The sequence below is a fragment of the Magnetovibrio blakemorei genome, assembly GCF_001746755.1.
GTDB lineage: Bacteria > Pseudomonadota > Alphaproteobacteria > Rhodospirillales > Magnetovibrionaceae > Magnetovibrio > Magnetovibrio blakemorei.
The window spans coordinates 76,695-102,916 of sequence record NZ_MCGG01000027.1 but is presented as its reverse complement, the minus strand read 5'-3'; the positions used below and the strand labels follow the sequence as shown (position 1 = coordinate 102,916).

The 26,222-nt window shown below is 54.4% G+C and carries 28 protein-coding genes; 10 read left to right on the top strand and 18 right to left on the bottom strand.

From position 1 onward, the window contains the following. Positions 1-383: ATP-binding protein (locus tag BEN30_RS09750; RefSeq protein WP_245649035.1), on the top strand; the 383-nt coding region annotated here is incomplete at its 5' end. 20 nt (positions 384-403) lie between these two features. Here the strand turns inward: BEN30_RS09750 and modC are convergent. From modC to BEN30_RS09720, 6 genes are all read right to left on the bottom strand, one after another. Continuing rightward, positions 404-1,549: a molybdenum ABC transporter ATP-binding protein gene (modC, locus tag BEN30_RS09745; RefSeq protein WP_069958163.1), complete on the bottom strand. Its 1,146-nt coding sequence runs from the start codon at positions 1,547-1,549 to the stop codon at positions 404-406. Further along, on the bottom strand, positions 1,546-2,211 hold the full coding sequence (modB, locus tag BEN30_RS09740; protein WP_069958149.1) for a molybdate ABC transporter permease subunit: 666 nt from the start codon (positions 2,209-2,211) through the stop codon (positions 1,546-1,548). The genes modC and modB overlap by 4 nt, the downstream gene beginning before the upstream one ends. A 3-nt stretch (positions 2,212-2,214) precedes the next feature. Next, the gene (gene modA, locus BEN30_RS09735) at positions 2,215-2,961 is read right to left on the bottom strand and encodes a molybdate ABC transporter substrate-binding protein (protein ID WP_069958148.1); all 747 of its coding nucleotides are present in this window, start codon (positions 2,959-2,961) and stop codon (positions 2,215-2,217) included. 5 nt (positions 2,962-2,966) lie between these two features. Further along, positions 2,967-3,767 (bottom strand): TOBE domain-containing protein, encoded by an 801-nt coding sequence (locus BEN30_RS09730; protein ID WP_069958147.1) that lies wholly within the window; start codon positions 3,765-3,767, stop codon positions 2,967-2,969. A gap of 224 nt (positions 3,768-3,991) precedes the next feature. Further along, positions 3,992-6,922 carry a sensor histidine kinase gene (locus BEN30_RS09725; RefSeq protein ID WP_069958146.1) on the bottom strand — a complete coding sequence of 977 codons (2,931 nt, stop codon included), beginning with the start codon at positions 6,920-6,922 and terminating at the stop codon, positions 3,992-3,994. Between the two features lie 76 nt (positions 6,923-6,998). Further along, positions 6,999-8,063: a PstS family phosphate ABC transporter substrate-binding protein gene (locus tag BEN30_RS09720; protein ID WP_139134954.1), complete on the bottom strand. Its 1,065-nt coding sequence runs from the start codon at positions 8,061-8,063 to the stop codon at positions 6,999-7,001. 314 nt (positions 8,064-8,377) lie between these two features. Between BEN30_RS09720 and argC the strand changes: the two genes are divergently transcribed. Both argC and BEN30_RS09710 read left to right on the top strand, forming a co-directional pair. Then, positions 8,378-9,328: an N-acetyl-gamma-glutamyl-phosphate reductase gene (gene argC / locus BEN30_RS09715; protein WP_069958144.1), complete on the top strand. Its 951-nt coding sequence runs from the start codon at positions 8,378-8,380 to the stop codon at positions 9,326-9,328. A gap of 2 nt (positions 9,329-9,330) precedes the next feature. Beyond that, a complete protein-coding gene (locus BEN30_RS09710; protein ID WP_069958143.1) occupies positions 9,331-10,212 on the top strand; it encodes a class I SAM-dependent methyltransferase in 882 nt (293 codons plus the stop codon). Positions 10,213-10,221: 9 nt separating this feature from the next. Here the strand turns inward: BEN30_RS09710 and BEN30_RS09705 are convergent, their stop codons facing one another. The 4 genes from BEN30_RS09705 to BEN30_RS09690 form a co-directional block, all read right to left on the bottom strand. Continuing rightward, positions 10,222-10,923, bottom strand: a complete 702-nt coding sequence (locus BEN30_RS09705; protein WP_069958142.1) for an ABC transporter permease — start codon at positions 10,921-10,923, stop codon at positions 10,222-10,224. Next, a complete protein-coding gene (locus BEN30_RS09700) occupies positions 10,920-11,618 on the bottom strand; it encodes an ABC transporter permease (RefSeq protein ID WP_069958141.1) in 699 nt (232 codons plus the stop codon). Before BEN30_RS09700 ends, BEN30_RS09705 begins: the two co-directional genes overlap by 4 nt. A 61-nt stretch (positions 11,619-11,679) precedes the next feature. Beyond that, positions 11,680-12,456: an ABC transporter substrate-binding protein gene (locus BEN30_RS09695; RefSeq protein WP_069958140.1), complete on the bottom strand. Its 777-nt coding sequence runs from the start codon at positions 12,454-12,456 to the stop codon at positions 11,680-11,682. A gap of 35 nt (positions 12,457-12,491) precedes the next feature. Then, positions 12,492-13,271, bottom strand: a complete 780-nt coding sequence (locus BEN30_RS09690) for an ABC transporter ATP-binding protein (RefSeq protein WP_069958139.1) — start codon at positions 13,269-13,271, stop codon at positions 12,492-12,494. Between the two features lie 154 nt (positions 13,272-13,425). On the opposite strand from BEN30_RS09690, the gene BEN30_RS09685 reads away from it, so the two are divergent. Continuing rightward, positions 13,426-14,340 carry a DMT family transporter gene (locus BEN30_RS09685; protein WP_069958162.1) on the top strand — a complete coding sequence of 305 codons (915 nt, stop codon included), beginning with the start codon at positions 13,426-13,428 and terminating at the stop codon, positions 14,338-14,340. Here BEN30_RS09685 and BEN30_RS09680 read toward each other — a convergent pair. The 3 genes from BEN30_RS09680 to parE all read right to left on the bottom strand — a co-directional run bounded on the left by BEN30_RS09680 (position 14,312) and on the right by parE (position 18,313). Further along, entirely contained in the window at positions 14,312-15,496 is a 1,185-nt protein-coding gene (locus BEN30_RS09680) for a GGDEF domain-containing protein (RefSeq protein WP_170827015.1), read from the bottom strand. The genes BEN30_RS09685 and BEN30_RS09680 overlap by 29 nt on opposite strands. 161 nt (positions 15,497-15,657) lie before the next feature. After that, positions 15,658-16,209, bottom strand: coding sequence for a hypothetical protein (locus BEN30_RS09675; RefSeq protein WP_069958137.1), 552 nt, complete (start codon positions 16,207-16,209; stop codon positions 15,658-15,660). Between the two features lie 25 nt (positions 16,210-16,234). Next, positions 16,235-18,313 carry a DNA topoisomerase IV subunit B gene (gene parE, locus BEN30_RS09670; RefSeq protein WP_084005337.1) on the bottom strand — a complete coding sequence of 693 codons (2,079 nt, stop codon included), beginning with the start codon at positions 18,311-18,313 and terminating at the stop codon, positions 16,235-16,237. A gap of 178 nt (positions 18,314-18,491) precedes the next feature. On the opposite strand from parE, the gene BEN30_RS09665 reads away from it, so the two are divergent. Continuing rightward, complete coding sequence (locus tag BEN30_RS09665; RefSeq protein WP_069958160.1) at positions 18,492-18,926, top strand: acyl-CoA thioesterase; 435 nt, start codon at positions 18,492-18,494, stop codon at positions 18,924-18,926. A gap of 21 nt (positions 18,927-18,947) precedes the next feature. Further along, entirely contained in the window at positions 18,948-19,376 is a 429-nt protein-coding gene (locus BEN30_RS09660; protein ID WP_245649034.1) for a VOC family protein, read from the top strand. A 285-nt stretch (positions 19,377-19,661) separates the two neighbouring features. Here BEN30_RS09660 and BEN30_RS09655 read toward each other — a convergent pair whose 3' ends face one another. Then, positions 19,662-20,201 (bottom strand): hypothetical protein, encoded by a 540-nt coding sequence (locus BEN30_RS09655; protein WP_139134953.1) that lies wholly within the window; start codon positions 20,199-20,201, stop codon positions 19,662-19,664. Between the two features lie 220 nt (positions 20,202-20,421). On the opposite strand from BEN30_RS09655, the gene BEN30_RS09650 reads away from it, so the two are divergent. Both BEN30_RS09650 and BEN30_RS09645 read left to right on the top strand, forming a co-directional pair. Further along, positions 20,422-21,345, top strand: coding sequence for a DMT family transporter (locus BEN30_RS09650; protein ID WP_069958135.1), 924 nt, complete (start codon positions 20,422-20,424; stop codon positions 21,343-21,345). Between the two features lies 1 nt (position 21,346). Next, positions 21,347-22,558: an MFS transporter gene (locus tag BEN30_RS09645; protein ID WP_069958134.1), complete on the top strand. Its 1,212-nt coding sequence runs from the start codon at positions 21,347-21,349 to the stop codon at positions 22,556-22,558. Positions 22,559-22,570: 12 nt separating this feature from the next. Here the strand turns inward: BEN30_RS09645 and BEN30_RS09640 are convergent, their stop codons facing one another. Beyond that, positions 22,571-22,804: a hypothetical protein gene (locus BEN30_RS09640; protein WP_139134952.1), complete on the bottom strand. Its 234-nt coding sequence runs from the start codon at positions 22,802-22,804 to the stop codon at positions 22,571-22,573. A 102-nt stretch (positions 22,805-22,906) separates the two neighbouring features. Between BEN30_RS09640 and BEN30_RS09635 the strand changes: the two genes are divergently transcribed. Further along, positions 22,907-23,095, top strand: coding sequence for a hypothetical protein (locus tag BEN30_RS09635; RefSeq protein WP_139134951.1), 189 nt, complete (start codon positions 22,907-22,909; stop codon positions 23,093-23,095). Here the strand turns inward: BEN30_RS09635 and BEN30_RS09630 are convergent. From BEN30_RS09630 to BEN30_RS09620, 3 genes are all read right to left on the bottom strand, one after another. Then, positions 23,085-23,294, bottom strand: a complete 210-nt coding sequence (locus BEN30_RS09630; RefSeq protein WP_069958131.1) for a cold-shock protein — start codon at positions 23,292-23,294, stop codon at positions 23,085-23,087. The genes BEN30_RS09635 and BEN30_RS09630 overlap by 11 nt on opposite strands. Before the next feature lie 256 nt (positions 23,295-23,550). Next, positions 23,551-24,336: a 23S rRNA (adenine(2030)-N(6))-methyltransferase RlmJ gene (rlmJ, locus tag BEN30_RS09625; protein ID WP_069958130.1), complete on the bottom strand. Its 786-nt coding sequence runs from the start codon at positions 24,334-24,336 to the stop codon at positions 23,551-23,553. Positions 24,337-24,516: 180 nt separating this feature from the next. Then, positions 24,517-25,350 (bottom strand): AsmA family protein, encoded by an 834-nt coding sequence (locus BEN30_RS09620; RefSeq protein WP_069958129.1) that lies wholly within the window; start codon positions 25,348-25,350, stop codon positions 24,517-24,519. 218 nt (positions 25,351-25,568) lie between these two features. On the opposite strand from BEN30_RS09620, the gene mobA reads away from it, so the two are divergent. Beyond that, a complete protein-coding gene (gene mobA / locus BEN30_RS09615; RefSeq protein ID WP_069958128.1) occupies positions 25,569-26,219 on the top strand; it encodes a molybdenum cofactor guanylyltransferase MobA in 651 nt (216 codons plus the stop codon). Positions 26,220-26,222: the final 3 nt, after the last annotated feature.

The window sequence follows — 26,222 nt, the reverse complement described above, 5'->3', positions numbered from 1 at the left end:
GCAACTTGCCATTTTTAAATGTGGATTCCGTGCGCACCAAACAGGTTTTGATCAATTTGCTCAACAACGCCATAAAATTCACGGACTGCGGTCATGTTGTCATGCGCAATTCCCGTGACGCCTTCGGCCACACCATCACAATTTCCGACACAGGGATCGGCATGACCAAAGATCAAGTCGAGGTGGCGCTTATGCCGTTTAAGCAGATCCATGGGAATTCTCTATCAAGGCGTTATCAGGGAACCGGTCTGGGGCTTTCCTTAAGCCGTAAAATCATGGAGTTGTTAGGGGGCGACCTGCATGTTGAGAGCGAACCTGACAAGGGAACGACGGTCACCCTTCATTTTCCTCAAAACATTGTCGTCCCGCCATCAACCGTTTAGCCCCGTCTTCAGGCCCGTCTTCAGGCCTTGTCTTCCGGAACGTGCGCCCCTTCATAAACGCCGCCCACCATGGCTAAGGATTTGAGCTGGACGTAAACGTGGGCGTTGATGTGCAGGTTGAGGCGATCCCACGATTTGCGCGTCACCCGCGACAAGATACGTCCACCGCTCCCATCGTGACCCAATTTCAAAGAGACGTTGAGCTGGCTCTGTGTGATCGGTTTCATGTCGATGATGCGCGCCGCCAAGACGTTGTTGATGGAACTGTCGGTGGTGTGGGTGAGGGCAATGGACACGTCGGTGGCGGCGATTTGCACGCGGCGACGTTGACCCTTCAGACCCAAATGCCCCGGTATCAGCAACTGACCGCCCGGCACGGACAAGTGGCTGAGGTCGTAATCGGTGTCATAGGCTTCGATGCGTGCATCCAAGAGCGCTGCGGCTTGTTTGCTGCCCGCCAACGGGAGCGTTAAATCCGCCACCAGACTGTCCAGCGGCCCAGCGGCGTGGACCCGGCCTTGATCCATCAAGATCATATGATCGGCCAGGCGTTCGACCTCGGCCATGTCATGACTGACATACACGACCGGAATGGCCAGATGAGCGTGAAGCTTTTCCAAATAGGGTAAAATTTCGTCTTTGTTGGCGGTGTCTAAGGCGGCCAGCGGCTCGTCCATGAGCAACAATTTGGGCCTTGATAATAAGGCCCGGCCAATGGCGACGCGTTGACGTTCACCGCCCGACAGCTTGTTGGGGGCGCGCGCCAACAACGCTTCAATACCCAACAAATCCACCAATTCGTCAAAAGCCACGCCGACAACAGCGGGGGCGGAGCTGTCTTTAAATGCCCGCTTGGCCCCAAACAGCAAATTTTGGCGAACCGAGAGATGGGCAAACAGGCTGGCTTCTTGAAACACATAGCCAATAGGCCGTTTATGCGGGGGCACAAAGCGGTTTTCAAATTGCCAGACGTCGCGGTTGAAGCGCAGGGAACTGCCGGGCATGCGCATCAGTCCGGCCAAGCACCGCAACACCGTGGTCTTGCCACAGCCTGACGGTCCAAACAGCGCGGTGACTCCGGTGGCGGGCACATGAAAGGCGGCTTTGAGTTTAAAATCGCCTATGGGGCCGGCGAAGTACGCGTCGATGCCGATTGAGGAACTCATTTGATCCTCCGCTCCCATCGTTTTTGCCCCAAGGTCATGAGCAAAATCAAGACAAACGCGCCCACCACCATGCCCCCCGACAGGATATGCGCTTGGGCATATTCCAGGGATTCCACATGGTCATAAATGGCCACCGACAACACTTTGGTTTCTCCGGGAATGTTGCCGCCCAGCATTAAGATGACGCCAAACTCGCCAACGGTGTGGGCAAAAGCCAGCACGGTTCCGGTCAGGTAACCGGGGCGCGCCAGGGGCAGGGCGACGGACACAAACGCATCCCACGGGCTGGCGCGCAAGGTTGCTGCGACCTCCAAGGGGCGGTCCCCTAAGGCTTCAAAGGCATTGCGCACGGGTTGAACCATAAACGGCAGCGAATAGATCACCGAACCCACCACCAAACCGGTGAAGGTGAACGGTAAGGTGGTGCCGAACACAGCCTTTACGGGGGCGCCGATGGGGCCGTCGGGGCTGAGCATCAACAGCAAATAAAACCCCAACACGGTGGGGGGCAGAACCAACGGCAATGCCACCAAAGTACCGACGATTTCTTTACCCCAAGACTTGGACCGGGCCAGCCACCACGCCAGCGGGGTGGCGACGATCAATAAAATGATCGTCGTCACTGCGGCGAGTTTGAGGGTGAGTTCTACCGCTTGTCCCATAGCTTAGTTTTCAACTCCGTAACCATAAGATTTGATGATTGTTATGGCCTCTGAGCTTTTGAGGAAGTCGAGAAATGCGATCGTAGCTGGATTGTTTGTGCCTTTGTTCAATAAAATAGCCTGCTGTGCGATGGGGGCGTAGAGATCTGAGGGCACGGCCCATTTTGATCCGGACCCATCCAGAGCCACCTGAGCCAAGGCGACAAAGCCCAAGTCTGCTGCGCCGGTGGACACGAATTGATGGGTCTGGGCAATGCTGTCGCCTTGAACCAGTTTGCCCTGGGCCATTTTCATCAAATTCATTTTTTCCAGGGCTTCCTGGGCGGCGGCACCATAGGGCGCAGTTTTGGGATTGGCGATGGCCAACTTGTTGTAGTTCCCCGTAGAGAGCAGAGACCGTACATCTACGCCGTCCTGCGGCGACCACAAGACGATTTGGCCGAACGCAAAGGTGAAGCGTGTGTTCGCCACCGCTTGCCCGTCCGCTTCCAATTTAATTGGGCGCGCTGCATCGGCTGCAAGGATCGCGTCGAACGGTGCACCTTTGATGATTTGCGCATACAGCTTGCCGGTGGAACCGAAGCTCAGCACCACATCGTGCCCGGTGGCGGACTTGAAGGCTTTTTCGATGTCCTTCGCGGCGGCGGTGAAATTGGCGGCGACCGCCACGTTGGTGGTGTCGGCATGGGCCGACAACGCAAAGGGGAGACAAATCGAGATGAGAGCGATGATCGGGAATATTTTTTTCATGATCTTTACTCTACAGCCAAAATGATGTGGGAAGCTTTGACGCAGCACACCACGGCACAACCCGGTTTAAGATCCAGCACTTGAACACTTTGTCGGGTGACGATGGCGGTGATGGTTTTGTCCTGACCGATGTCAACGGCAACTTCCGCGTTTACGGCTCCGTCTTCAACATGGGAGACAATGCCTTTGATTTGATTGCGTGCCGAAAGCCGCAAACCCGGTTGATCCAGTGCCAAAATCACAAAGCTGGACTTGATAAGCGCGATGGCATTGCCACCCACATGCAAGTCCAAATCAATGACGCTGGGTTCGGTGACGATGGCCACCAGTTCCACCTGATCGGACACTTTGAGGTGTATTTCGGCATTCACAGCTCCGGGGATGACGGCGCTTACCGTTCCGCGCAGCATGTTTCGGGCGCTCGTCCTCATGAACAGTCCTTCCAGTAGGGGGATTTTGTCTTCAAATGTTTGCGCCCCGCCCTGGCACAGTTGTGCGGTAAAGCGCTCCAGTTCAGATTGGAGGTGGTGAAACGCGGAAATCATCCGCCGACCATCTTCGGTGAGGATACTTTCCCCGCCGTACTTGCCGCCTGCCTGGGTGATGACCACGGGGCTTGGCAGCATGTTGTTCATGGTTTTGACCGCGTCCCAGGCCCCTTTGTAGCTGAGCCCTAAGTTCTTTGCGGCTTTGGTCAAAGATCCCGTTTGACCGATCGCGTGCAGCAGGGCAATGCGGTCCGCCCCGACCTTCGACGTGCCCTGTACCAAAAACGTCAGGGCGGCTTCTACATCCGCATGGGTCAAAATCTTGTCCTCGTCTGCGTTATGTATGTCGGCTACATAACGAAAGTTAGCATATTCAACAGCTTTCCAGCAATTGTTATGCCAAATCTGTAAGGAATTGATTTTGTGGAGTTTTGCTATTAGGCGAAAGGGAAGCGTGTGAAAACCGCCCGACAATTGTCAGACATAAGACATTGAGGGAGGGGCGGTGACGATATCGTAAATTTCACCCCCCAAAGCCTTGGTTAGCTGTGGTTGCTCTCAACATCATGAGGAATTTGGGGGGGCGTTAAGGGCTTGTGGATGTGTAAATCCGCAAGCGGGAAGGTGATCGAAATGATGGTGCCTTTGCCCTTGATTGATGAAATTTCGAGGTTCCCGTTGCCGTGTTTAGCAAACATTTTCGATAAATACAACCCCAATCCAGTGCCTTCGTAGCGCCGTTCAAGGCGGGTATCGATTTGTTCAAAGGGCTGAAGGGCGCGGGCCACTTCGCGAGGTGTCATGCCGATGCCGGTGTCGGTGACTTTGACCCGGACATGCGTGATTTCCAGGGTCGTCTCAACGGTGATGGTTCCCCCCTCCGGCGTGAACTTGGTTGCATTGGAGAGAATATTGAGCAGCAATTGCAGACTTTTGCGCGGATCGGCTTTGATCAAAGGCAGATTGTCGTCAAAGTCCATCTTCAGCCGCACGCCTGCGGCCTGGGCTTGACCAGCGGTGAAACGGTAAGCCTTTTCAAGCAATTCACTGAGGTGCACATCTTGTGTGTCGATGGTAAATTTGCCAGCTTCAATCTTCGACACATCCAGCACGTCATTGATGACGCTGAGCAGATGCTGGCCGCTGTCGTGAATGTCTTTCAAGTACGACATATATTGCGGGTTGCTGACGGGCCCTAAGATTTCATTGGTCATCAAATCGGAAAAGCCAATGATGGCATTCAACGGTGTGCGCAGTTCATGGGACATGTTGGCCAGGAATGAGCTTTTGGCGCGAGAGGCCATTTCAGCATGTTCCTTGGCGATGCGCAGCTCGGTTTCAACTTTTTTGCGCTCTGTAATGTCGAGGAGAGATCCTGACAATTCCAGCAGCCGACCAAAGCTATCGGTGGTGACCTGACCCAACTCCTCGATCATGCGGATGGCACCATTGGGGTGAACAACCCGGTATTCCAAAACGTAATCATGCAAATCGGCCATGGCTTCACGAATGGAGCTTTCAACATACGATAAATCGTCGGGATGAACGGTGTCGAAGAACGTTTCAAGCGATGGCGGAACGGAATCGGGAACCAGACCCAAAATCCGATAATGCTCTTCCGACCAGTACGAGTCACCCGTTTGCAGGTTGTGGCTCCAACTGCCCAGGTGCGCGATGCGCTGGGCATTTTTGAGGTTGCTTTCGGAACGTTTCATTTCTCGGGTGCGGTTGTTAACCCGTTGCTCAAGGACATCATTGGCGTTTTTCAAAGCCATTTCTGCAACTTTGAGGCTTGTGATGTCCATGCCGTAACCGTTGACGTATTCACCATCCGGCGAAGGGCTAAAGACAATGGTGAAGATGCTTTCACCGATCACCACGTCTTGATGAAAGTTTTCGTGGTCATCTAAAGTACGCAGAACCACTTTACGAATGTGTGCAGGCACGAGGTCGCCTTCTGCTACGTTCCAATCTTCCATCAAGCTCTGACTGGCCGGATTGGCGTTGAGCAATGTGCCTTTTTTAGATATGCGGATGACCGGGCTGGGGTTTTGTTGTGGGAAAAGGGCTAGATCGTGGATGACGCGGTCTTGTTGCCGTCGTTCGGTGACGTCTGTGACGAGCATCAAGTCTTTACCGATGGTGTCGGCGCGAATGATTTCAAAAGTGCGCTGGTTATGATGAGCGTCTTCGACCTCAAGATCAACCCCAGGCGTGGCTTGCAAAAAGGTTTTTGCACCGCCGCAATCATCAAGAAAGCGCTGCATAACGGCGGTTTTTGCGATTGTTTCTTGATTTACAATTTTCAAAACACCCACGCCCAAGGCGTCTGTGACGGCCATCAAAATATTCAGCCGTTCAAAGTCCGTTTCCGCTTGGGCGCGTTGAAGAATGGCTTCCACTTTCAGCCGGGTTTGTTCTTTAAGCGCATCGCGCGACGCGATGATTTCTTGTGTCAGATGATTGAATTGCTGTTCCATCTTGTGCAATTCATCGCCGTCGGACACTTGGCTGGGTGCAGAACGGCCAAACAGGTGCTCCGAGAAAAGTGCAACTTTAGTCGTCAACACACCGATGCGCCGCATCAAATAAGTCAAAGTCAGGATCAGCAATCCAATCAACAGTGCCGCCAATAGGGCGCGTTGTTGGCGGTCTTGGCTTATGACCGGTTCCATCAGGGCCTTAAAGCGTGCCCGCGGAATAAGGCTGAGAAAGTTGGTTTGGATTTCCGATGAGCCATAATCAAAAAACGTATTGCCGGTCACGATGAAACGTTCCGACAACTGCGCCATCGGCGTGCCCAGTTTAATTTGCGCTTCGTCGGAACTGGCGATAACCACTTCGGGCCTGCCCAAGGCAATGACGACGATGTTGTCCGTGGCCAAAAAGGTTTTTTGACTGGCCAGCAATAATTCTGAATTGATCTCAGAAATGGCCATCACATAGCCCAATAAATCGCCCGTTGGGCCAAATACTTTGGCGGTCGATATGAGACTGGGCACTCCGGCCTGTTCGCTCATAAGGGTTTGGTGGAGGCTCTTTTCAATCAACAACTGGCTTGGGCGGATGTACACGTCGGGTAGGGTTGCATGATAAGGGCTGAACCGCTTGCGCACCCGCAATTGCGGGTCCAGCAACAGCAAAAAATCAGGAATATGGGTGTTGCGCAAGATGGCGCGATCCGGCAGCCAAGAGGCATCGTTTCCATCGGGCAGGTCAAAAGAGGCCTCGGCATCGTTCCAATTTCCGGAATTGGCGATGAGGACCTGAATGGTTTGCTGCATTTTGGCCGTATCGGCGATGAGGTGTGAGGTCTGATACTGTTGGCGCACGGCGTCGTTAAAGCGCATGCGATCACGCTGCGCCTGATCATGAAGGCGGGCCGTAAAATCTTCTTCGTAGATTTTGGAGAGCGCATTGGTGTGATATTGATCAAGCGCAAGCCAGATGGCAACCGCTGAGGTGACCGCCATCAGCAGTATGCGAAAGATTAAAGATGTGTCTTGTAACCGGCTAATTTGCACTTTCCTTTATTAGGCCTTTATCGGGTTACTTGGGCTCGCCAATCAGTTCGTCACCTTCGAATATCCATCCGTTTTTGCGAAGATCTTGGGCCGGGACAATGGCGAATTTTGCCTCCATTTGTGAGGCATGCTCAACCAGATAAGCGGCCAATTCCGTACCGAGCTTTGTGTGTGCCGGACCGCTTCCCCAGCTGGTGATGTTGAAGACGCGATAAAGCGGGTATTTGCCCGTGGCAACGGCGCTCAAGTCTCTGGGGTCTGTATCGTTAACCAACAGCGTCTTAAGCGGGCGGCTCTCTTGCAGGCCTTTCTGGTCGATGTGCCACAAGGTTTCATAGCCGATGGAGCCCGGCGTGGACGACACTTGTGAAATCATATCCTTGATGGCGCTGACTTCAGTAATGTTCCAGCCAAACTGTTGTTCCGTGTCTAAAATCAGCCGCCAGTGACCGGGGCGAATTTTACAATGCAATCGCGTAACAGCACGAACCTTTTCCGAGTCACCAAGTTTCATTCCACTCATGGGCAGTTCGCTCCAATCGCGGATGTTATTGCCAAAAAGAGCGCGTGCCTCGTTTAAGGATACCGAGTTGACCGGGTTTGACGGATGGGTGATCAGCGCCAATGCGCCAATGCCGACGGTATGATAGGTAAGCCCTGGCAATCGGTCGGTGACACTGGGCGCACAACAGAACCCGCCCATATCGGCGGTTTTGTTCGCCAGAACGCCTGCTGAAACGCCGCATGTTCCATCTTGCACTGCAATTTTCACACCGCGCTCTTTGGCGAAGGCCTCAACCATCGGACCCATGGCAGGGTAAAGTTGTTGATCCAGCGCCACCGCCAAATCAACTTCAGTATTGGTGGTGTGGGTGATGCCTTTGGCGTCCCAATCATCGCCCATGGGAATGGTCTCGCCGGGAGGGGAGAACGCACGACCACCCAACAAGCTTTCGTTGGCCAAAGCCGATTTTGAGAGCACAGGCACCAATAGAACTGGCGCCAATAGAACTTGAGAGACGAACAGTGCGGACAGACCAACCACACCAATTCGTCGCTGTAGGGTCGTCTTTTTCAAATTCATATTCATGCGGCGCCGCTCCCCATGGTACACAATTATATGTAGATGCATAAAACGGACACGCTACATATTATTTCAATTTTAACATTAAAATTTCACACGATTTACACGCATTTGCGCGGGTCTTAGTCGTATTTATTTAAGGCAAATATATTACGAAAGCAATGTGTATTTAATATGTTCGATTTCAAATATAAGCGCCATACTATTTGGTATACTGGTTAGGTAGGCATTGCGTAAGGAACCGGTGTCCGTTAATCAAGACACTGAAATGTCGCAGTAGTGGCGTCTTGGACGGATAAGCATAACGTTGGGGTATAGTGATGAGCGCGCGTATTTTTATTGACGGTGAAGTGGGTACAACGGGACTGCAAATCCGTAGCCGACTGGAAAACCGGAACGACATTGAAATCATTAGTCTTTCGGAACAAAACCGCAAAGATGCGAGTGCGCGCCGTGACATGCTCAACAGTGTGGACTTGGCCATTTTATGCCTGCCCGACGATGCCGCCCGCGAGGCCGTGGCGATGATCGAAAATCCGCACGTGAAGGTGATTGACGCCAGCACGGCGTACCGTGTCGATGCGGGCTGGGCCTATGGCTTTGCCGAGTTAAATGCCGGGCAAAGGGCCAAAATTGCCGCGTCCAAGCGGGTCAGCAATCCGGGCTGTTATGCGGTGGCCTCCATTTCAGTGCTCAACCCGTTGGTCAGCGCTGGCTTGGTGCCAGCAGACCTGGGCGTCTCGATCAATGCGATTTCCGGCTACAGCGGTGGCGGCAAGCAATTGATCGCCAATTTTGAAGACCCAGCCTCGGCGGGCTACACCCAGGCCCCGTACTTTGTTTACGGTTTGGGCTTGGCGCATAAACACGTGCCGGAAATTCAGCTCCACAGCGGTCTCGCCAAGCGGCCTTTGTTTGTGCCCAGTGTCGGACGCTTTGCCCAGGGCATGCTGGTGCAAGTTCCACTGCAATTGGCCGACTTGCCCGCAAAGCCGTCTGCCAAAGATGTGCACCACGTGTTGGCGGCGCACTATGCCGGGTCGACCTTTGTCAAAGTTGCCGCCCTGGACGACAGTGCCAAGCTGACCCAGCTTCAAGCCGAAGACGCCAACGGCACAAACGACTTGCGGTTGTTCGTGTTCGCCAATGCAGAGGGTGACCAAGCCGTCGTGATGGCGTTGCTCGACAACTTGGGCAAAGGGGCGTCGGGGTCGTGTGTGCAAAACTTGAACATTATGTTTGGCTTTGACGAAGCAGCAGGGCTTTCTTGAGCATGGAACCCTTTGAAGTCCATTCAAAGAATCTCGGCACGGTTCAGGTGCTGCACAGAGACTGCCCGTTGTGTGGTCGCAACAATGATGACCAGCTTGAAGTTGAATACAGCTACGATGTTTGGACCATCCGTGAATGTGCTGACTGCGGTTTTGTCTACATCGACAAGGGCCCCGATTACGCCAAGCTGTTTGCGGAACTCAGCTGGGAAACCACCACCAAAATCGAAGAACAGCGTCGCGCCGAATTGCGCCCGGTAACCTATAAAGCCAGCAAGCTGACGCGCATGCGCATGCATCTGTTGCCGCGCAAACAAATGCCCATCATGGTCGAAACCTGGGCCCAGCCCGGTCCGGTGATTGATTTGGGTTGTGGTGACGGAGCGCAGATGAATGATATGTCGCCCGCGTTTGTGCCGTTTGGCATTGAGATTTCAACCGAACTGGCCAAGGCTGCGGACATGCTGTTCAGTGCCAGCGGCGGGGCGTGCGTCAATGCACCGACTTTGGATGGCCTGAAGTCCTTTGGCGACGGTTTTTTTAGCGCCGCCACCTTGCGCTCCTACCTGGAACACGAAATGCACCCCTTGGCGGTGCTCGGCGAAGTGCACCGGGTGTTGAAGCCCGGCGGCGTGGCAATCGTCAAAGTGCCCAATTATGCATCCCTCAACCGTATGGTCATGGGGTCCAAGTGGTGTGGCTTTCGCTATCCCGATCACCTGAACTACTTCACCCCAAAATCATTGAAAAAAATGGGCGAAAAAGCCGGGTTTACGGCGCATTACGGGCTCACCTACACCTTGCCGACGTCGGACAACATGTACGTGGTGTTCAAAAAAGACGGTGGCCGTACAAAATGCTACAGCGCGTGTCGTGGGGGCTGAGGAGCCCGTTTAGCCCACAATCATGACCGGTTCTTTGCGATCGGGGTGGAGATGGCGCTCCAAAAAGCGGATGACGTGCGTCAACACATAGGTGATCGCCAAATAGAATGCCCCGGCCGTGACGAAGGTTTCCACAGGCATATAGTTGATCGAAGATATGGTTTTTGCCGTGCCCGTTAAGTCCATCAGCGTGATGGTGCTGGCCAAGGCGCTGGCCTTCAGCATCAAAATGATTTCATTGCCGTATGCCGGCAGCGCCATGCGAAAGGCGCGCGGTAAGATGACGCTGATGTAGACTTGGTGGAAGCGCATGCCGATGGCACGTGCGGCCTCGATTTCGCCGACCGGTACGGCTTGAATGGCGCCGCGCAAAATTTCCGAGATATAAGCCGCTGTGTGCAGGCTGAAGGTGATCGCCGCGCACCAAAACGCATCGCGCAACACCGGCCAGACGAAACTTTCGCGCACCGCTTCGAATTGGCCCAGACCATAGTAGACCAAGAACAGCTGCACCAACAAAGGGGTGCCGCGAAAAAAGAAGATGTAGGTGCGCGGAATCAGACTCAGCCACCACCGTTTCGACACCCGCGCCAAGGCCAATGGAACCGCCAGAAAAAGCCCCACGCACGCCGACAGAAACAACAGCTCAAGGGTCAGAACCGCACCACTGGCCAATTTGGGCAACATCTCCAGGAAGGCTACCCAGGTCATGACAAGGCCTCCCGCACGCCCAACGCGGCGCGTTTTTCCAGATAGCGCAGACCCAGGCTGGCGATGGAGGTCAGCAGCAGATAAATAACCGCGGCGGTGAGGTAAAGGGTAAACGGTTCTTTGGTGCGTCCGACCGCAAACGCGGTGACGCGCATCAACTCTTCCAAGCCGACGACCGAAATCAAGGCCGTGTCCTTCATCAAAATCATAAACAAATTGCCCAAGCCCGGCAGGGCGATGCGCCAAACCTGGGGCAGGGTGATGCGAAAAAACGTCTGGCGTTTGGTCATGCCGAGTGCGCGGGCCGCTTCGGCCTGTCCGCCGGGAATGGAAATGATGGCGCCGCGAAACAGTTCTGACGCATAAGCGCCAAAGATAAAGCCCAGCGCCGTTGTGCCCGCAGCAAAGGCGCTAACTTCGATGTAGCCGTCATAGCCAAAAAGGGTGGAGGCCACGGCCATCAAGATATCGGTCGCGCCAAAATAAAACGTCAACACCACCAAAAATTCAGGCAACCCGCGCACCAAGGTCGAATAGCCATTGCCCAACAGCCGGACGGGGGCATGTTCGGACAGCTTCGCCGTCGCCCCCAACAGACCAAGGATTAACCCCACCACCAACGCGGCCAGCGCCAGCTGCAAGGTCACCTGAGTGCCCGCAAACAACAATGCGCCAAAGCCTTGGAGATCAATCATGCGGCCCCTAACACCACCCCAAAACCGACAGGGCAATCAGCCCCGTCGGTTTGGTGGTCGCTTAATAGATGGAGAACGGAAAGTATTTGGCGTTGATTTTGCCGTAGGTGCCGTCAGCGACGATGTCTTTGATGGCTTTGTTGAGTTTTATGCGCAAATCGTCTTCGCCCTTGCGGATGGCGATGCCGATCAAATCCCCGTCAAAAACCGGGTCGCCCTTGGCTTCAAACGCATTGCCTGCATCGGAATTCAGCCATTCGTAGTTGACAAACGCATCGGCCAAAATGGCGTCAAGACGCCCTGACGCCAAATCCAAATAGGCGTTTTCTTGGGTGTCGTAGAGTTTGATGTCGGCATCCGCACGATTTTGTTCCAGCCATTGGCCGCTGATGGTGGCACGTTGCGCGCCGATCACTTTGCCCTTGAGGCCCGCCGCCGAAATATCGACGTCCATGCCTTTTTTGCCCACGAATTGAAGCTTGTTGGTGTAGTAGCGTTCCGAAAAATCGACGGCTTTCTGGCGTTCTTCGGTGATCGACATGGACGCCACAATGGCGTCAAATTTGCGCTTGTTGAGCGCCGGAATCATGCCGTCCCAGTCTTGTTTGACGAAGGTGCATTCGGCCTTCATGCTGGCGCACAGCGCCTTGGCGATATCGACATCAAAGCCTTGAAGTTCGCCGTTGCTGTCAACCAGATTGAACGGAGGGTAAGCGCCTTCGGTGCCGATGCGCAGTTTGTCCGCTGCATAGGCTGTCGCGGTGAGCGCAATAACGCTCAGGGTTGCGATGGCCATACCTTTGAAAGCCAGGCCTGTGAAAGTACGTAAAAAACTCATTTTGGGTGCTCCAGTGTTTGCGTGCGGTGCCGCCGTTAATGGAGGTGGCTGGCCATAAACTGGCGGACGCGTTCTGAATCCGCATTTTTGAATATTTTGTCAGGCGGACCTTGTTCTTCAACCTTTCCCTGATGCAGAAACATGGTCCAGGTGGACACTTCGCGGGCAAATCCCATTTCGTGGGTGACGATCAGCATGGTGCGGCCTTCTTCAGCCAGCGATCCAATCACCGCCAACACTTCGCTGACCAACTCGGGGTCTAAGGCAGAAGTTGGCTCGTCAAACAAAATCACTTCCGGTTCCATCGCCAAGGTTCGTGCAATGGCGGCACGTTGTTGCTGACCACCGGACAAGTGCGCAGGGAAATGGTGCATGCGGTCCGCCAGACCGACCCGCGCCAAGATCACCTCGGCGCGCTCGGTGGCGTCTTTCCTGCTGAGTTTCAGAACCTGCATCGGTGCTTCAATAACGTTCTGCAAGACATTGAGATGCGGCCATAAATTGAACGATTGGAAAACAAATCCGATGCGCGCGCGCAACCGCGCCAACTGTTTTGGGTCGGCCGGAACCAGGCTGCCGCTTTTGTCCTTTTTGGTGCGGATTTCTTCACCCGCGATGGAGACGCGGCCAATGTCTGGATGTTCCAGATAGTTGATACAGCGCAAAAACGTGCTTTTGCCTGATCCGCTGGACCCCAGTATGGAAATCACATCACCACGATTTGCGTTGACGGAGATACCTTTCAACACGTCTTGACCGCCGAAGCTTTTGTGGATGTCTTCGACTTTGAGCAATGGCGTGTTGTCATCAGGCATGCGGGGGAAGTCCATACTGTTGCAGCGTGTTTGGTACGATGTACGCCCTTGTAAACTCTATGGCTTCAGCGTACATGCTGCAACACCTCATTCAGCGTAGACAGAGATGTTTTTCGATGTTCTGGCTGACCAACTCTTGTTGCGGAAACGTTCTATGCGCCGTTTGCACGCCAATCTGTTGTTGTTGCTGGCAGCCCTCATCTGGGGCGTGACGTTTTCCATTCAGCAAATGGCCATGGAACATATCGGACCGGTGTTGTTTACGGGCATTCGCTTTGTTCTGGGGGCACTGGTGGTGCTGCCATTTGCCTTAAAAGAACAGCACACCCGGCACGCAGATGGAGCTGCGGCGCTTGAGCGCTCCGTTCTGCCGTGGGTGGTGATGACGGGCTCGGCCTTGTTTCTGGGTGCTTTGTTGCAGCAGTTTGGCATCGCCGCCACAACCGTGGCCAACGCCGGGTTTTTGACCGCATTGTATGTGCCTCTGACGCCGATCTTAGCCTTTTTTGTGCTTCGCCAGACGCCCCATCCGGCCATCTGGCCAGCCGCTGCGGCGTGCCTGGGCGGGGCGTATTTGATGTCGGGCGGAGTTCTGGACGACATCAGCGACGGGGATGCGTGGGTGATTGCCGGGGCGTTGTTTTGGGCCACTCACATTTTGTTGGTCGGTTACGTGTCCAAGCGCACTCAGATGCCGCTCACCGTTGCGTGCATACAGTTTATCGTGTGCGGCATTCTGGGGCTTTTGTGGGGTGGGATGACCGAAACCTTGACGGTGGATGGATTGTGGGCCAGTGCGCCGATGGTGGTGTTCACGGGTGTTGTTTCGGTTGGGGTGGGCTTTACCCTGCAAGTGGTGGCCCAACGTCATACGCCGGCCCCGGATGCTTCGGTCATTCTCAGCGCCGAAACGGTGTTTGCCGCCTTGGCAGGGGCGGTGATCCTGGGGGAACATTTAGGGGCATTGGAAATCAGCGGTGGGGCGTTGATACTCTGCGGCGTTTTGGCGGTAGAACTGTTGCCATTAAGTCTGGCCAAAGTTAAAGCGCAGCGGGCGAAGCGTCTGTAATCGAAGCCTCAACACGGTTTCGGCCCTTGTTTTTGGCGTCGTAAAGGGCGCTATCCGCACGACGGATCAAGGCTGTGACGCTTTTTTCATGCCTATAGTCGGCAACCCCAAAGCTTGCCGTGACCACGCCAACCCCTGGCATCGGGCTATCGGCGATGATTTCACGGCACGTTTCGGCCAGCGCCAGTGCACCCTGAAGATCCGTTCCCGGCAGTAACAAGAGAAACTCTTCACCGCCCCATCTTGCAAAGGAATCAACGTCCCGTAACCGCGATGTGACCCGGGTTGCGATGGTGGTCAGCACCGTGTCGCCCGCTTCGTGACCAAAGGTGTCGTTAACGGCCTTAAAAAGATCGATATCGAACATAACGACGGAAAACGGTGAACCTAAACGATGCGCGCGGTTCAGTTCGTCTTGCAAAATCTCCAACATGCTGCGGCGATTGAGCAACCCGGTTAGGGTGTCTGTGGTGGCCTGTTCGCGCAAGGTCTGTTCGATCAGGAGACGGCGTTGGATTTCACTTTGCAGCAGCTCTAAGGCCCGATTTTGCGCTTTGATAAAGCGTCTAAACAACAAACCAAGCCACATGACGACGCCCATCGCTCCCACCGCCAAGATGATTTGCACCACGATAAAACGCCGTTCGGCTTGTTTGATGAGCTGTTGCAAGTGTGTTTCAACGATATCGGCTTTTTCGATAAACGAATTGAAGGTTGCATCGAACACTTTATCCGTCTCGGATTTTGTTTGGAGGATCATTGTATTGCGCCAGTGTAATTTTATGTCCTCCTTAAACAGCACAAGTTCGTGGCGGACATCTACGATGTATTGACGCAGCAAGGGATCATCTAAGGGGATGAAGGTGCCTTCCGCATTCGTCCCTCCCTCCAGCATGGCCAGGGCATACCAATCGGCTTGATTGAGGTGGGTCAAAACATCTTCAAGGCGGCCTGGACGTTCCTTGTGGAGGGTTTCTTCGAGCAACAAATGTCCCAAGGCGGCTTCCAGCTTGATTTCCATGGCTGCGTCAATCAGCGGGGTGTAGCGCTGGGACATGCGCAACCCCGTTTCGGCGCTATAGATGATCATGGATACCAAGAGCAGGCCGGTGACGATGAGAAACGCCAAAAAACGCCAAAGACGAAACGCACTCAAGGCAACCAGCCCATCGGATTCCGAGGCACTTAGATGTGGAACCGGAGGGATTGAATCTGGTGATTGTATCTGCGAGGTCATGATCCGACCGCCTTTTCTAGGCCGCGTGATTGTGTCTACCCTCTTAGGACTAGGTTATACTCAAGATTGTAATTATGCAATCAATTTAGGGGGTTACGAGGGGGAGTGGTTAAATTCCCGACCTTCAAGGTGGCTGCAAATGTTGCACAGATTTCCATAGGTGGTTCCGGTTGGCGGCGTTGCCATAAGGGGACACTGAGATTGGCGTCTTGGTGGGTCAGCATGACGGTGTGAACGAGCCGTTGGTCGGGCAGGGTGCGGGACGTTAGCTCGATGCCTTGGTAGTGCGAAAGCGGAACGGTGTGCTCGGTTCGGTGAAAGGGTATGCGCTTGATTAAATGAACCTTATCAGATTCAGGGGTGATACGCGCCTCGATGCGCGCCAAGACGGCAATATAAGCAAAGATTAACACCAGCACAGTGATCACAGAACTCACAACGGCGTAGAGCGTCCAGCCCGTTTCCGACCAAGCCATGGCGATGAAAAACGTCGAGATGAACAAGCCGCCTTTGCCCAGACCCAAGGCCACAAACCCCAAAATGACTTGGGCGCGCACCGAAATGAACCAGGGCTTTTTATCCAGGTCCAAGGCAAATGGTTCAGCGTGCTTGAGGAGGACCTGATAAAGCATAGGGGGGGCCTGTTCGAAGGTGGGCTTACACGTCGATGTCTTCCACAAACTGGGCGTGTTCCTGGATGTATGCATAACGCAATTCAGGCTTTTTGCCCATCAGGCTTTCGACCAGTTCTTCGGTGTCGTGCATGTCATCCCATTCTTCCGCGCCATGACCCTTAGGTACCGTGACCCGCAACAAGATGCGTTTTTCGGGGTTCATGGTGGTTTCTTTGAGCTGCGCCGGTGGCATTTCGCCCAAGCCTTTGAAACGACTGATTTCGATTTTGCCGCGGCCCTTGAACTCGGATTTCATCAATTCTTCTTTGTGTTCGTCATCGCGCGCGTACATCACTTTGGCCCCTTGGGCAATGCGATACAAGGGTGGCATGGCGATGTAAAGATGACCATTTTCAATGAGTTTCGGCATTTCCCTAAAGAAGAACGTCATCAATAAGGAGGCAATGTGCGCGCCGTCCACATCGGCATCGGTCATGATGATGATTTTTTCGTAGCGCAGCGCTTCGTCTTGGTAGGCTTTGCGGGTGCCGCACCCCAGGGCTTCGCCCAAATCGGACAATTCCTGGTTGGCTTTCAGTTTGTCCAAGGTTGCCGAGGCGACGTTGAGGATTTTGCCGCGTAACGGCAAGATCGCTTGGTTTTTGCGGTTGCGCGCTTGTTTGGCGGAGCCGCCGGCGCTGTCGCCTTCGACGATGAACAGTTCCGTGCCCAGCGCCGACGTTTGGCTGCAATCGGACAGTTTGCCGGGCAGGCGCAATTTTTTGGTCGCGGACTTGCGCTTGGTTTCCATTTCCAGGCGGCGTCGGGTGCGGATGTTGGCGCGATCCACAGCGTTGTCGAGCAACACCTTGGCCACCTTCGGGTCACTGCTGAGCCAATGGTCGAAACGGTCACGCACGGCGTTTTCCACCAGCCGTGCGGCGGCGTCGGTGGACAGCTTATCTTTGGTTTGGCCTTGGAACTGGGGATCGACGATGAACGCCGACAGCATCACACAGGCCCCACCAATCACGTCGTCGGCCATGACCTTGGCGGCGCGTTTGTCGCCGATCAAATCCGCATAGGCTTTAATGCCCTTGGTCAGCGCCGATTTTAGCCCCGATTCATGGGTGCCGCCTTGGGGCGTGGGCACGGTGTTGCAGTACGAATTCAAAAATCCGTCTTCATCCAGTGGCCACGCCACCGCCCATTCCACCCGGCCGGGGCCTTCGGGGAAATTGGCATTGCCTTCAAACGACAAGGGGGTGACGGTGCGCCGATCTTTCAGCAAACTGGCGATGTAGTCTGCCAAGCCGCCGGGAAAATGCAATTCGGCCTTTTCGGGAACGTCTTTGTCTTCTTTATCTCTCAGCAGACTCTCATCGCAGAACCAGCGGATTTTTACGCCACGGTACAGATACGCCTTGGAACGCACCATGCGAAACAAGCTGTGCGGACGGAAATTGACCCGCGTGCCGAAAATGTCGGTATCGGGCACAAAACTGACCAAAGTGCCGCGACGATTGTTCACCGCGCCCAAGCTTTCCAGTTGGGACGTGGGCAGGCCACGTGAATAGGTTTGGCGATAGAGCTGTTTGTCTTTGGCGACTTCGACCACCAATTCCGATGACAGGGCGTTCACCACAGAAGAGCCGACGCCGTGCAGACCGCCGGAGGTTTCATACGCACCGCCGCCGAATTTACCGCCCGAATGCAGGGTGGTGAAAATGACTTCCAGCGCCGATTTGTCTTTGAATTTGGGGTGCGGATCGACCGGGATGCCGCGACCGTTGTCGCGCACCACCAAGCGGTTTCCGGGCTCCAACGTGACGTCGATTTGGCTGGCGTGTCCGGCCACCGCTTCGTCCATGGCGTTGTCGATGATTTCCGCCGCCAAGTGGTGATAAGCGCGCTCGTCGGTACCACCGATATACATGCCGGGGCGCTTGCGCACAGGCTCCAAGCCTTCCAGGACTTCGATGTCTGCCGCCGTGTAGGCATCGTTGCTGACCGCTTTGGGAATAGCGGAGGGCTTGGCAGTCGGTTTTTTGACAACAGCCTGTGGAGCAGTGGCCTTTGCGGCACTGACTTTGGGAGTAGGGGCTTCGAACAGGTCGCTCATAAATTTCTAGGTCTCTTTAAGTTCGGGTGTGTCGGGTGGTCAGACAAAGAAGCTAGCCCCACCGACGGCGACAGCGTATCGTATTTTCTGTGCTCGCGCTTTCTTTTCATCATACGGTACTCTGGTGCTGGAGAAAGTACAAAATATAGCCGTTATGCCTAAAATCATTGAGGATAAAATGAGCGAATCGAATTCTCGGGACGAGACAGCTTCCCATCAAAGCCCTGAAGTCGAAACCCCGCGCGGCGTGCTCGCCATCCGCCAGGTGGCGATGCCCGCCAATTTGAATTCGGGCGGCAACGTGTTTGGCGGTTGGCTGTTGGCGCAGATGGATCTGGCGGGCGGCATCACCGCCAATGACCGCGCCCAAGGCCGCGTTGCCACAGTGGCCATCACCGCCATGGAATTCCATCTGCCGGTGTTTGCTGGCGACGTTCTGTGCTGTTACGCTGATGTCACCCATGTCGGCACCAGTTCGCTGACCATTCACGTGCAAGCCTGGGTCCATCGGCGCAATGGCACCGATGTAGACGATTTGAAGGTTACCGAGGGCGACTTTGTGTTCGTCGCTTTGGAACAAGACGGCTCCAAACGAGTCGTGCCACAACCTTGAGCCCTGTGATGAGAGGAACATATGATGCAAAACCGCATTCATTTGATCACCTTAGGCGTAAAAGATATGGCCGTTTCCCGCGCTTATTATGCGGCCATGGGCTGGGAAATGTCGCCCATCAGCATGGATGAGGTGACGTTTTATCAAGCGGGTGGGCAAGTCTTGGGACTGTATTTGCAAAACGCGCTTACGCACGATACAGGCCTGGGCCTCCCTACACCCGGCGGTATCACCTTGGCCGTAAACGCCCACAGCCGTGATGAGGTCGAGGTCTTGTTCCAACAAGCGCTTGCCGCCGGTGCAACAGCGCTTCAAACGCCCCGTGACACGCCTTGGGGTGGCTTTGTTGGATACATCCAAGATCCGGACGGTCATCCCTGGGAGTTTTCCTACGTGCCGCAACTGGTGCCAAACGAAAATGGCGATCTGATTTTACCCGATACCTTGTAAAGTCAGCGTTCTACATGCGACCCGTTTAGACAATCATCAACAAGACATACCCTGCAGCAAACAGGGAGACGACAGCGGCGGCTTCGCTAAGCAGGCGTTCAAACTGATCAAAGCTGTTCATGGTCCATTCTCCGTTCTGGTGTGCGTTCTTATGTGTAGAACAAAACATGAACATTATGGCGTGTCAAGGGCTGTAGAAGAATTAATTATAAAAATATCTGGGGAGGCGGATAAGCGAGGGCGTGTATAGACGTATATAATCCGCAAAAGCGAACCGATTCAGACCTAGTTTTTGAGCATCTCTTGGACTTGCTTTTCGTACTCATTTAAGACGGTGCCGCAAGCCGTGGTGTTGGAGAACGGCAAGCGCGCAGCAACTCCGGTGGTCAAAGCTTTGTTGCCTTCAATGACATAAACATTGCTGACGGCGTCGATGCCAATCGATGTGTTGACAAAAGCCGCCATTGCTACGCTTTGCTTTGTCAAACTGTCCACATCAAGACGACGTGTTTTGTCGACCGGGGCAGGATTTTGCATAAAATAGCGCAACAAGGCCTCGGAGACGCGCGGCGCACGTTGACACACCAGCGGACTGTTTTTCGCCACAGGCACGACCAAAATGGGCGTCATGGCGTGCATAGATGTGGTGAAGGAACCAGGACGTGACTGTGCAGGGGCAATGAGAGGTGCGAGTTGGAGCGTCTTTGAGGATGCGCCAGCAGAACTGGGGGCATTGTGAGGGGCGCTATAAGCTTGCTGGGGACTCATGAAGATCGCAACGGATGCGGCGGCAAGGACGCCTAGAACCAAGGGGGCGGTTTTCATGTTTTCTCTCACCTTAAGATCTCACATAGACCCAGAATGGGCCTGCTTCCACGCCAAACGGCAAAGACCTGTTTCCAATTGTCACCGGGACAAAAACGGCGTCGTTTTTGCCGGGGGTATGGTCTATCTATGAGGAAGCGTGTGTTTGACGAGAGTAACGTGTTTGCCTGACATTACCCTGACAACACAAAATGTTTTTTGCACCGTTGGATGTTCCGTGATGAAGCTCAAATTTCCGCCAGCCGTGCTGCTCAGCCTTTCAGCATTGTTTTGGGGCGGGAACTTTGTCGTTGGGCGGTGGGCACACACGGACATTCCGCCCTTGAACTTGACCTTTTGGCGGTGGTTTGCGTCCGGGGTGATTTTGTTGCCGTTCGTGGCCCAGGGCATGTGGCACCATCGCGGTTTGATCCGCAGGCACGGGGCTTTACTGGTCGTGTTGGCGACTTCTGGCATGGTGATGTTTCACAGTTTCACCTATATCGCGCTGAACACCACCACGGCCATCAACGCCGCGGTGGTGTTGGCGAGCATGCCGATGGTCATACCTGTGATCTCCTTTATCGTGGGTGACGAGCGGTTATCGCTGCGCCAAGCGTTGGGGATATCCATTTCGGCCTTAGGCGTGGTGGTGATTGTATCGCGCGGCGATTGGCAGGTGTTGGTGAGCTTAGGGTTTACCCCCGGTGATTTGTGGGTGTTGGCGGCGGTGGTCGCGTGGTCGATGTATTCGGTGTTGCTGCGCCGCCTTCCCAAGGGACCCGGCAACGCCATTCCGCCGATGGTGGTGTTGGGGGTGACCAATTGGATCGCCATCGTAGTCTTGCTGCCGTTTTACCTGTGGGAGTATCACAATGTCGGTGGCTTTGCGCTCACGCTTTCATCGGTCTTGGTGTTGGCCTATGTAGCGTTGTTCGCGTCCATTGCCGCGTTTGTGTGCTGGAATGCAGCGGTGCCCCAAGTGGGGGCCAATAAAGCGGGGCTGTTCATTCACCTGATCCCGCTGTTTGCTTCGATCTTTTCGATTATCTTTCTTGGCGAGCACTTGGAGACTTACCATTTCATTGGCATTGGACCGATTTTGCTGGGCATATACCTGACCACAACGGCGAAGACCCCGCGTTTAACAAAGGAAGCCTCTTAAGATGGCTGTCAAACGATACCGCCTCAATATCGGTCTGCTGGCGACGGCGCAGGGGCTGTATTTGATATCCGGCGTTACTTACATCATGTTCGCCGCTCTGGTGGGGCAAATGCTTGCCGACAATAAACTGTTGGCGACCCTGCCAATCGCCATCATGACCATTGGCACGGCGTCGAGCACGGTGCCCATGTCGATGTTGATGAAGCGCATCGGGCGGCGGTTTGGGTTTCTCATCGGGGCCAGCGCCGGGGCTGTTAGCGGCACTTTGGGAGCCTACGCCATCCTTCAGAGCAACTTTGTGATGTTTTGCTGCGCGACCCTCATCATGGGGATCTATCAGGCGTGCACCCAGTATTATCGTTACGCCGCAGTGGAAAGCGCGCCGCTGGATTTTGTCAGTCGAGCGGTGTCGTTGGTGTTGTTGGGCGGCGTGCTGTCGGCCTTGGTGGGACCGAGTATCGCCGTATTTAGCCGTGATTTGTTGTCACCGGTTCCGTTTGCAGGCGGGTTCGCCATGTCGGCGCTGGTGAGCATTGCGGCGATGATCCCGCTGTCGCTGTTGCACATTCCGCGCCCCATGGAAGACACCAACCACGAAGGCGCGCGGCCGCTTGGCGTGATCATTCGCCAACCCGTGTTTATTGCGGCAATGCTCAACGCCGCCACCAGCTACAGCTTGATGGTGTTGGTGATGACAGCCACGCCCTTGGCGATGACGGCCTGCGGTTTTGAAATGCACGACACCGGATCGGTCATTCAATGGCACGTTTTGGCGATGTTCGTGCCGTCCTTTTTCACCGGGTCATTGATCCACCGTTTTGGCGTGTTGACGATATTGTTCGTCGGCATGGCGCTGTTTGTCGTCAGTGCGGCTTTTGCCTTGTCGGGGATTGAATTGCTGAACTTCAGGGCGGCGCTGATTTTATTGGGAGTGGCGTGGAACTTCTTGTTTGTCGGCGGCACGACCTTGCTGACCCAAGCCTATCAACCTTCGGAAAAGGCCAAAACCCAAGGCGTGAACGAGTTCATCGTTTTCGCCGCGGCGGCCACCGGGTCGTTTTCATCGGGTGGATTGTTCAATTTATCAGGTTGGGACGCCGTTAACTACGGCGGTGCGCCGTTGCTGATTTTGACGTTCATGGCCACGCTTTGGTATGCGCACACAAAACGATTGGCTTTGAGGCAAGCCCAAATCGGCGCACAAACGCCTTAAGCGGCGTTTGCCTTAAGCGGCGTTTGAACGAGCCGCTTTTTTGGCTTTCGCAGCGTCTTTTTCGGCGCTGACGATATCAGCTGCTTTTTTGTCTTCGGCTTCTTTGGCAAGGCGCAGAACACGGAGGTTGGCAGAGTGGGCAGAGCGTGCCTTGCGGGCTGCGTCTTTGTCTTTTTGAATCTGCGCAGCCTTCTTATTTGAGGCAGCGCGCTGTTCGTCTTCCCTCATTTTTCCGAACTTAAACATGGAAATCATCCTCTGCTTTGGGGTGCAGCGTCACGGGTCGAAGGCGCTGTTCATCAGGGCACCCGGAACGCAGGCGGGATGACCCTAAAAGGGGTGAACAACATGCGCGGCAATCCAATGCGGGATGCCGCTTTATCAGATGCAGTGCTTGGTATTGATTTGGGCGTGGCCGCTGTGCGGTTGCGCCAATGCTTGCGTGTGTCGTCGAGACCTTTAGAAACTCAGCTGACAGAACGCAGCAGCCGCCCCCAACTGACGCTGGGGGCGGCGCTCAGCGAAATTAGCCGATGATCTTGAGATCTTCAGCAGAAGATTTGCCGTTTTTGCCAGCTTGGATCTCATAAGAGACCTTTTGGCCTTCGTTCAAGGTGCTGAGGCCAGCACGTTCCACTGCGGAGATGTGAACGAATGCGTCATTGGAACCATCTTCAGGTTCGATGAAGCCAAAACCCTTTGTCGGGTTGAACCATTTTACTGTACCGTTAGCCATTGTTATGTCCTCTAACAAGTCGTTTGTGCGTATGCCTCACATCATGTGAGGGGGCGCTTGATTTAACGTTCACATTGTTAGGAATAACTAAGCTAAGCAGCGTACCGTTTATCTAGGTAAGCCAAAACATATGTAACACGTATAAGAGATAGTTAGCTCAAATTTGCAAAAAGTCAATGATTATTGCCACAGCCCATTGCGCCTCTGTTTTGCATTAAGCTGATTAATGGTTTGAAATTGGGAGACTTTTGCGAACTTAGACCGGATAGGGCCATTCGAAAGCATCGACAGCGGAGGCAAAAGCGGGGGGCAAATTCACCAAAATAAGGCCGCTGCCAAACATACCGCGTACATCTTTGGGTTTGGCAAAGAGGATTTCGCGCCGGTGAAACCCTTTCAGATTTGCCCGTTCCAAGGTTTTGACCAAGACCTCATGATTGCCCGCTTTAAGCAGCGGGTACCACACCATGATGATGCCTTCTGGCCACTTTGCGTTCAAATCGATGGTAAAATCCGCGGTAAGCGCATAGTCCGTTTTGATTTCGTAGCTGGGATCGATCAACGCCAAACCGCGCACCGGAGTTGGCGGAGCCAGCTCGTAAGCCGCTTCAAAACCGTCGCGAAATTGGATGAACACGTTCGGCTCGTGGCCCAACAAGTTTTCCAGCGCGGCATGTTCTTGGGGGTGCAGTTCCATCAAATGCAGACGGTCTTGGGGGCGCAAAAGGGAATGCGCCAACAGCGGAGAACCGGGATACGCCGCCGGGCCATGTTTGGCGCGGGTGGCTTTGATGACTTTCGCCAACGGGTGGGTGGGCGGCAGTTTGCCATCAGCCAACAGGCGGACAATGCCTTGGATGGCTTCGCCGGTTTTTTTCGCTTCCGCCGCGGTAAGGCTGTAAAGCCCGCGTCCCGCATGGGTTTCGATCAAGGTGAGCGGGTCGTCTTGGGCCGTCAGACGGATCAACAACCGCGCCAAGGCTGCGTGCTTGTGCACATCTGCGGGACATCCGGCGTGGTAGGCGTGCTGGTAAGACAGCATGAGGGCTCACTCGGTCAGGTTGGAGAAGGAGCTCAAAATACAAAATGACCGGTGAATAGCCAGTGTTATTTAAGGAATGCAAAAAAGACGGGTAAAAGTGAGTGGTCAAAACGAAAGGGGAGCCCGTACGTATCGCACGGGCTCCCCTTTAAGATGGGCATGAGTTGCGGATGTGTCTGGTTACTTGCCAAACAACCCTTTCACAGCGCCGCCGATGCCTTCACCAGCACCGCCAAGTGTGTCGCCGGCACCTTTGAGGGCGCCCGTGGCAGCATCTTTGGCGGCCGCGCCGACTTTCGAGGCTGTGCCGGAAATGTCGGACAGGCCCAAGGCGGATAGGTCAAGTGAACCTGCCGCAGTGCCGGCTTTTTTGGTGATGGCAGTCATCACTTCGTCGATCACTTGAGCCGTGCTCGCCCCATCGCTGCCGTCCTTGTTATCCTTGCCGATGTCTTTCAAATGGATATCGGGCAGCGCCACAGGCAATGTTGTGCCTTGGAGCAAACTTGACGAAACGTTGATCTTGCCGTTTTTGATGTAGAAATTGTTGATGACAATCTTCGGACCCGCTTTTTCTTCGTCAGCCGGTGCTTTTTCGGCGGAGCCACCCATCGCTTTCAGGGAGTCTTCGACGTTTTTCTGAATGGCGGCGATGTTGGAGCCACCTGTGCCGATTTCGTAAGTGATTTCCGGGGCGTTGACCATGACCTCATCAATGACGATGACGTCCATTGACCAGTCTTTGGCGATCTTAACGCTGATTTCACCCAGGCTGATGGCCCGGTCCGTTTTGAAACCAGTCGGATTGCCGACCGTTAAGCCGCGCAAACCTGCTTTGAGATCGGTGAGGCTGATGTCCACGGCGCTCACGTCGACCGGGACCTGCGTCACGCGCGATCCTTCATCTTTAATGACGCCCGCAACCATATTGCCCGCGTTTTGCGAAAGGTAATAGATGCCCACCGCGATGACGACGATGAGAACGCCAAGGCCAATGGCTATTTTTTGGAACATAGTTAACTCCTACACTAAAACGCTTTAACGACACCCTGTCTAAGTATGCCTTGGAGATCCTCAAGGTGCAATGGAAGGGATGCCATTTTACGGTATTTTATGTGGGTAGCATATGGATCTACGCACAATGTCGAGATCTATTCGACAAAGTCTCGATTTGGTCACATGAGTGTGCGATTATAGGGGCACGATATGACGAGAAAAGGTAGACCTCCCCTATGAATACGCAATCTCTTATCCCTTCAGGCTCACGTGAAATCGTGGGCGTTTTGCTGGCAGGCGGCCTTTCACGGCGCTTTAACGGCGGTGACAAATGCCTGCAAGTTTTGGACGGAAAAACGCTCTTGGAGCGTGTCGCTAAACTTGCCGCTCCTCAGGTGGGGGCGATGATTTTGAACATCAACGGCGATGCGGAACGCTTTCCTGACCTCGGTTTGCCGGTGCTAAAAGACAGTGTCGAAGGCCATGCAGGTCCATTGGCCGGGGTGCTGTCGGCTTTGGATTTTGTTGCCGAGCATATGCCCCATGCCCGTTGGGTCGCGACCTTTGCCACCGATGCGCCCTTCGTGCCGAGAAACTGGGTCAATCTCCTGCAGGCAGCCATAACCCGGGAAGAGGCCTGTTTGGGTACGGTCACGTCGCATGGGCGCAGTCATCCCGTGATCGGGTTGTGGCCGGTGTCGTTGCGTTATGAGTTGCGCCACGCCATTGAAGTCGACGGTATGCGCAAGGTTGATGCCTGGACGGCTGGCTACAAAGTCGCCACGGTTGATTTTGATTTTGATCGCATCGATCCGTTTTTCAACATCAATACGCCCGAAGATCTGGCCACGGCCCACGATTTGTTGGCAGAGCGCATTGCCTCTTAAAAG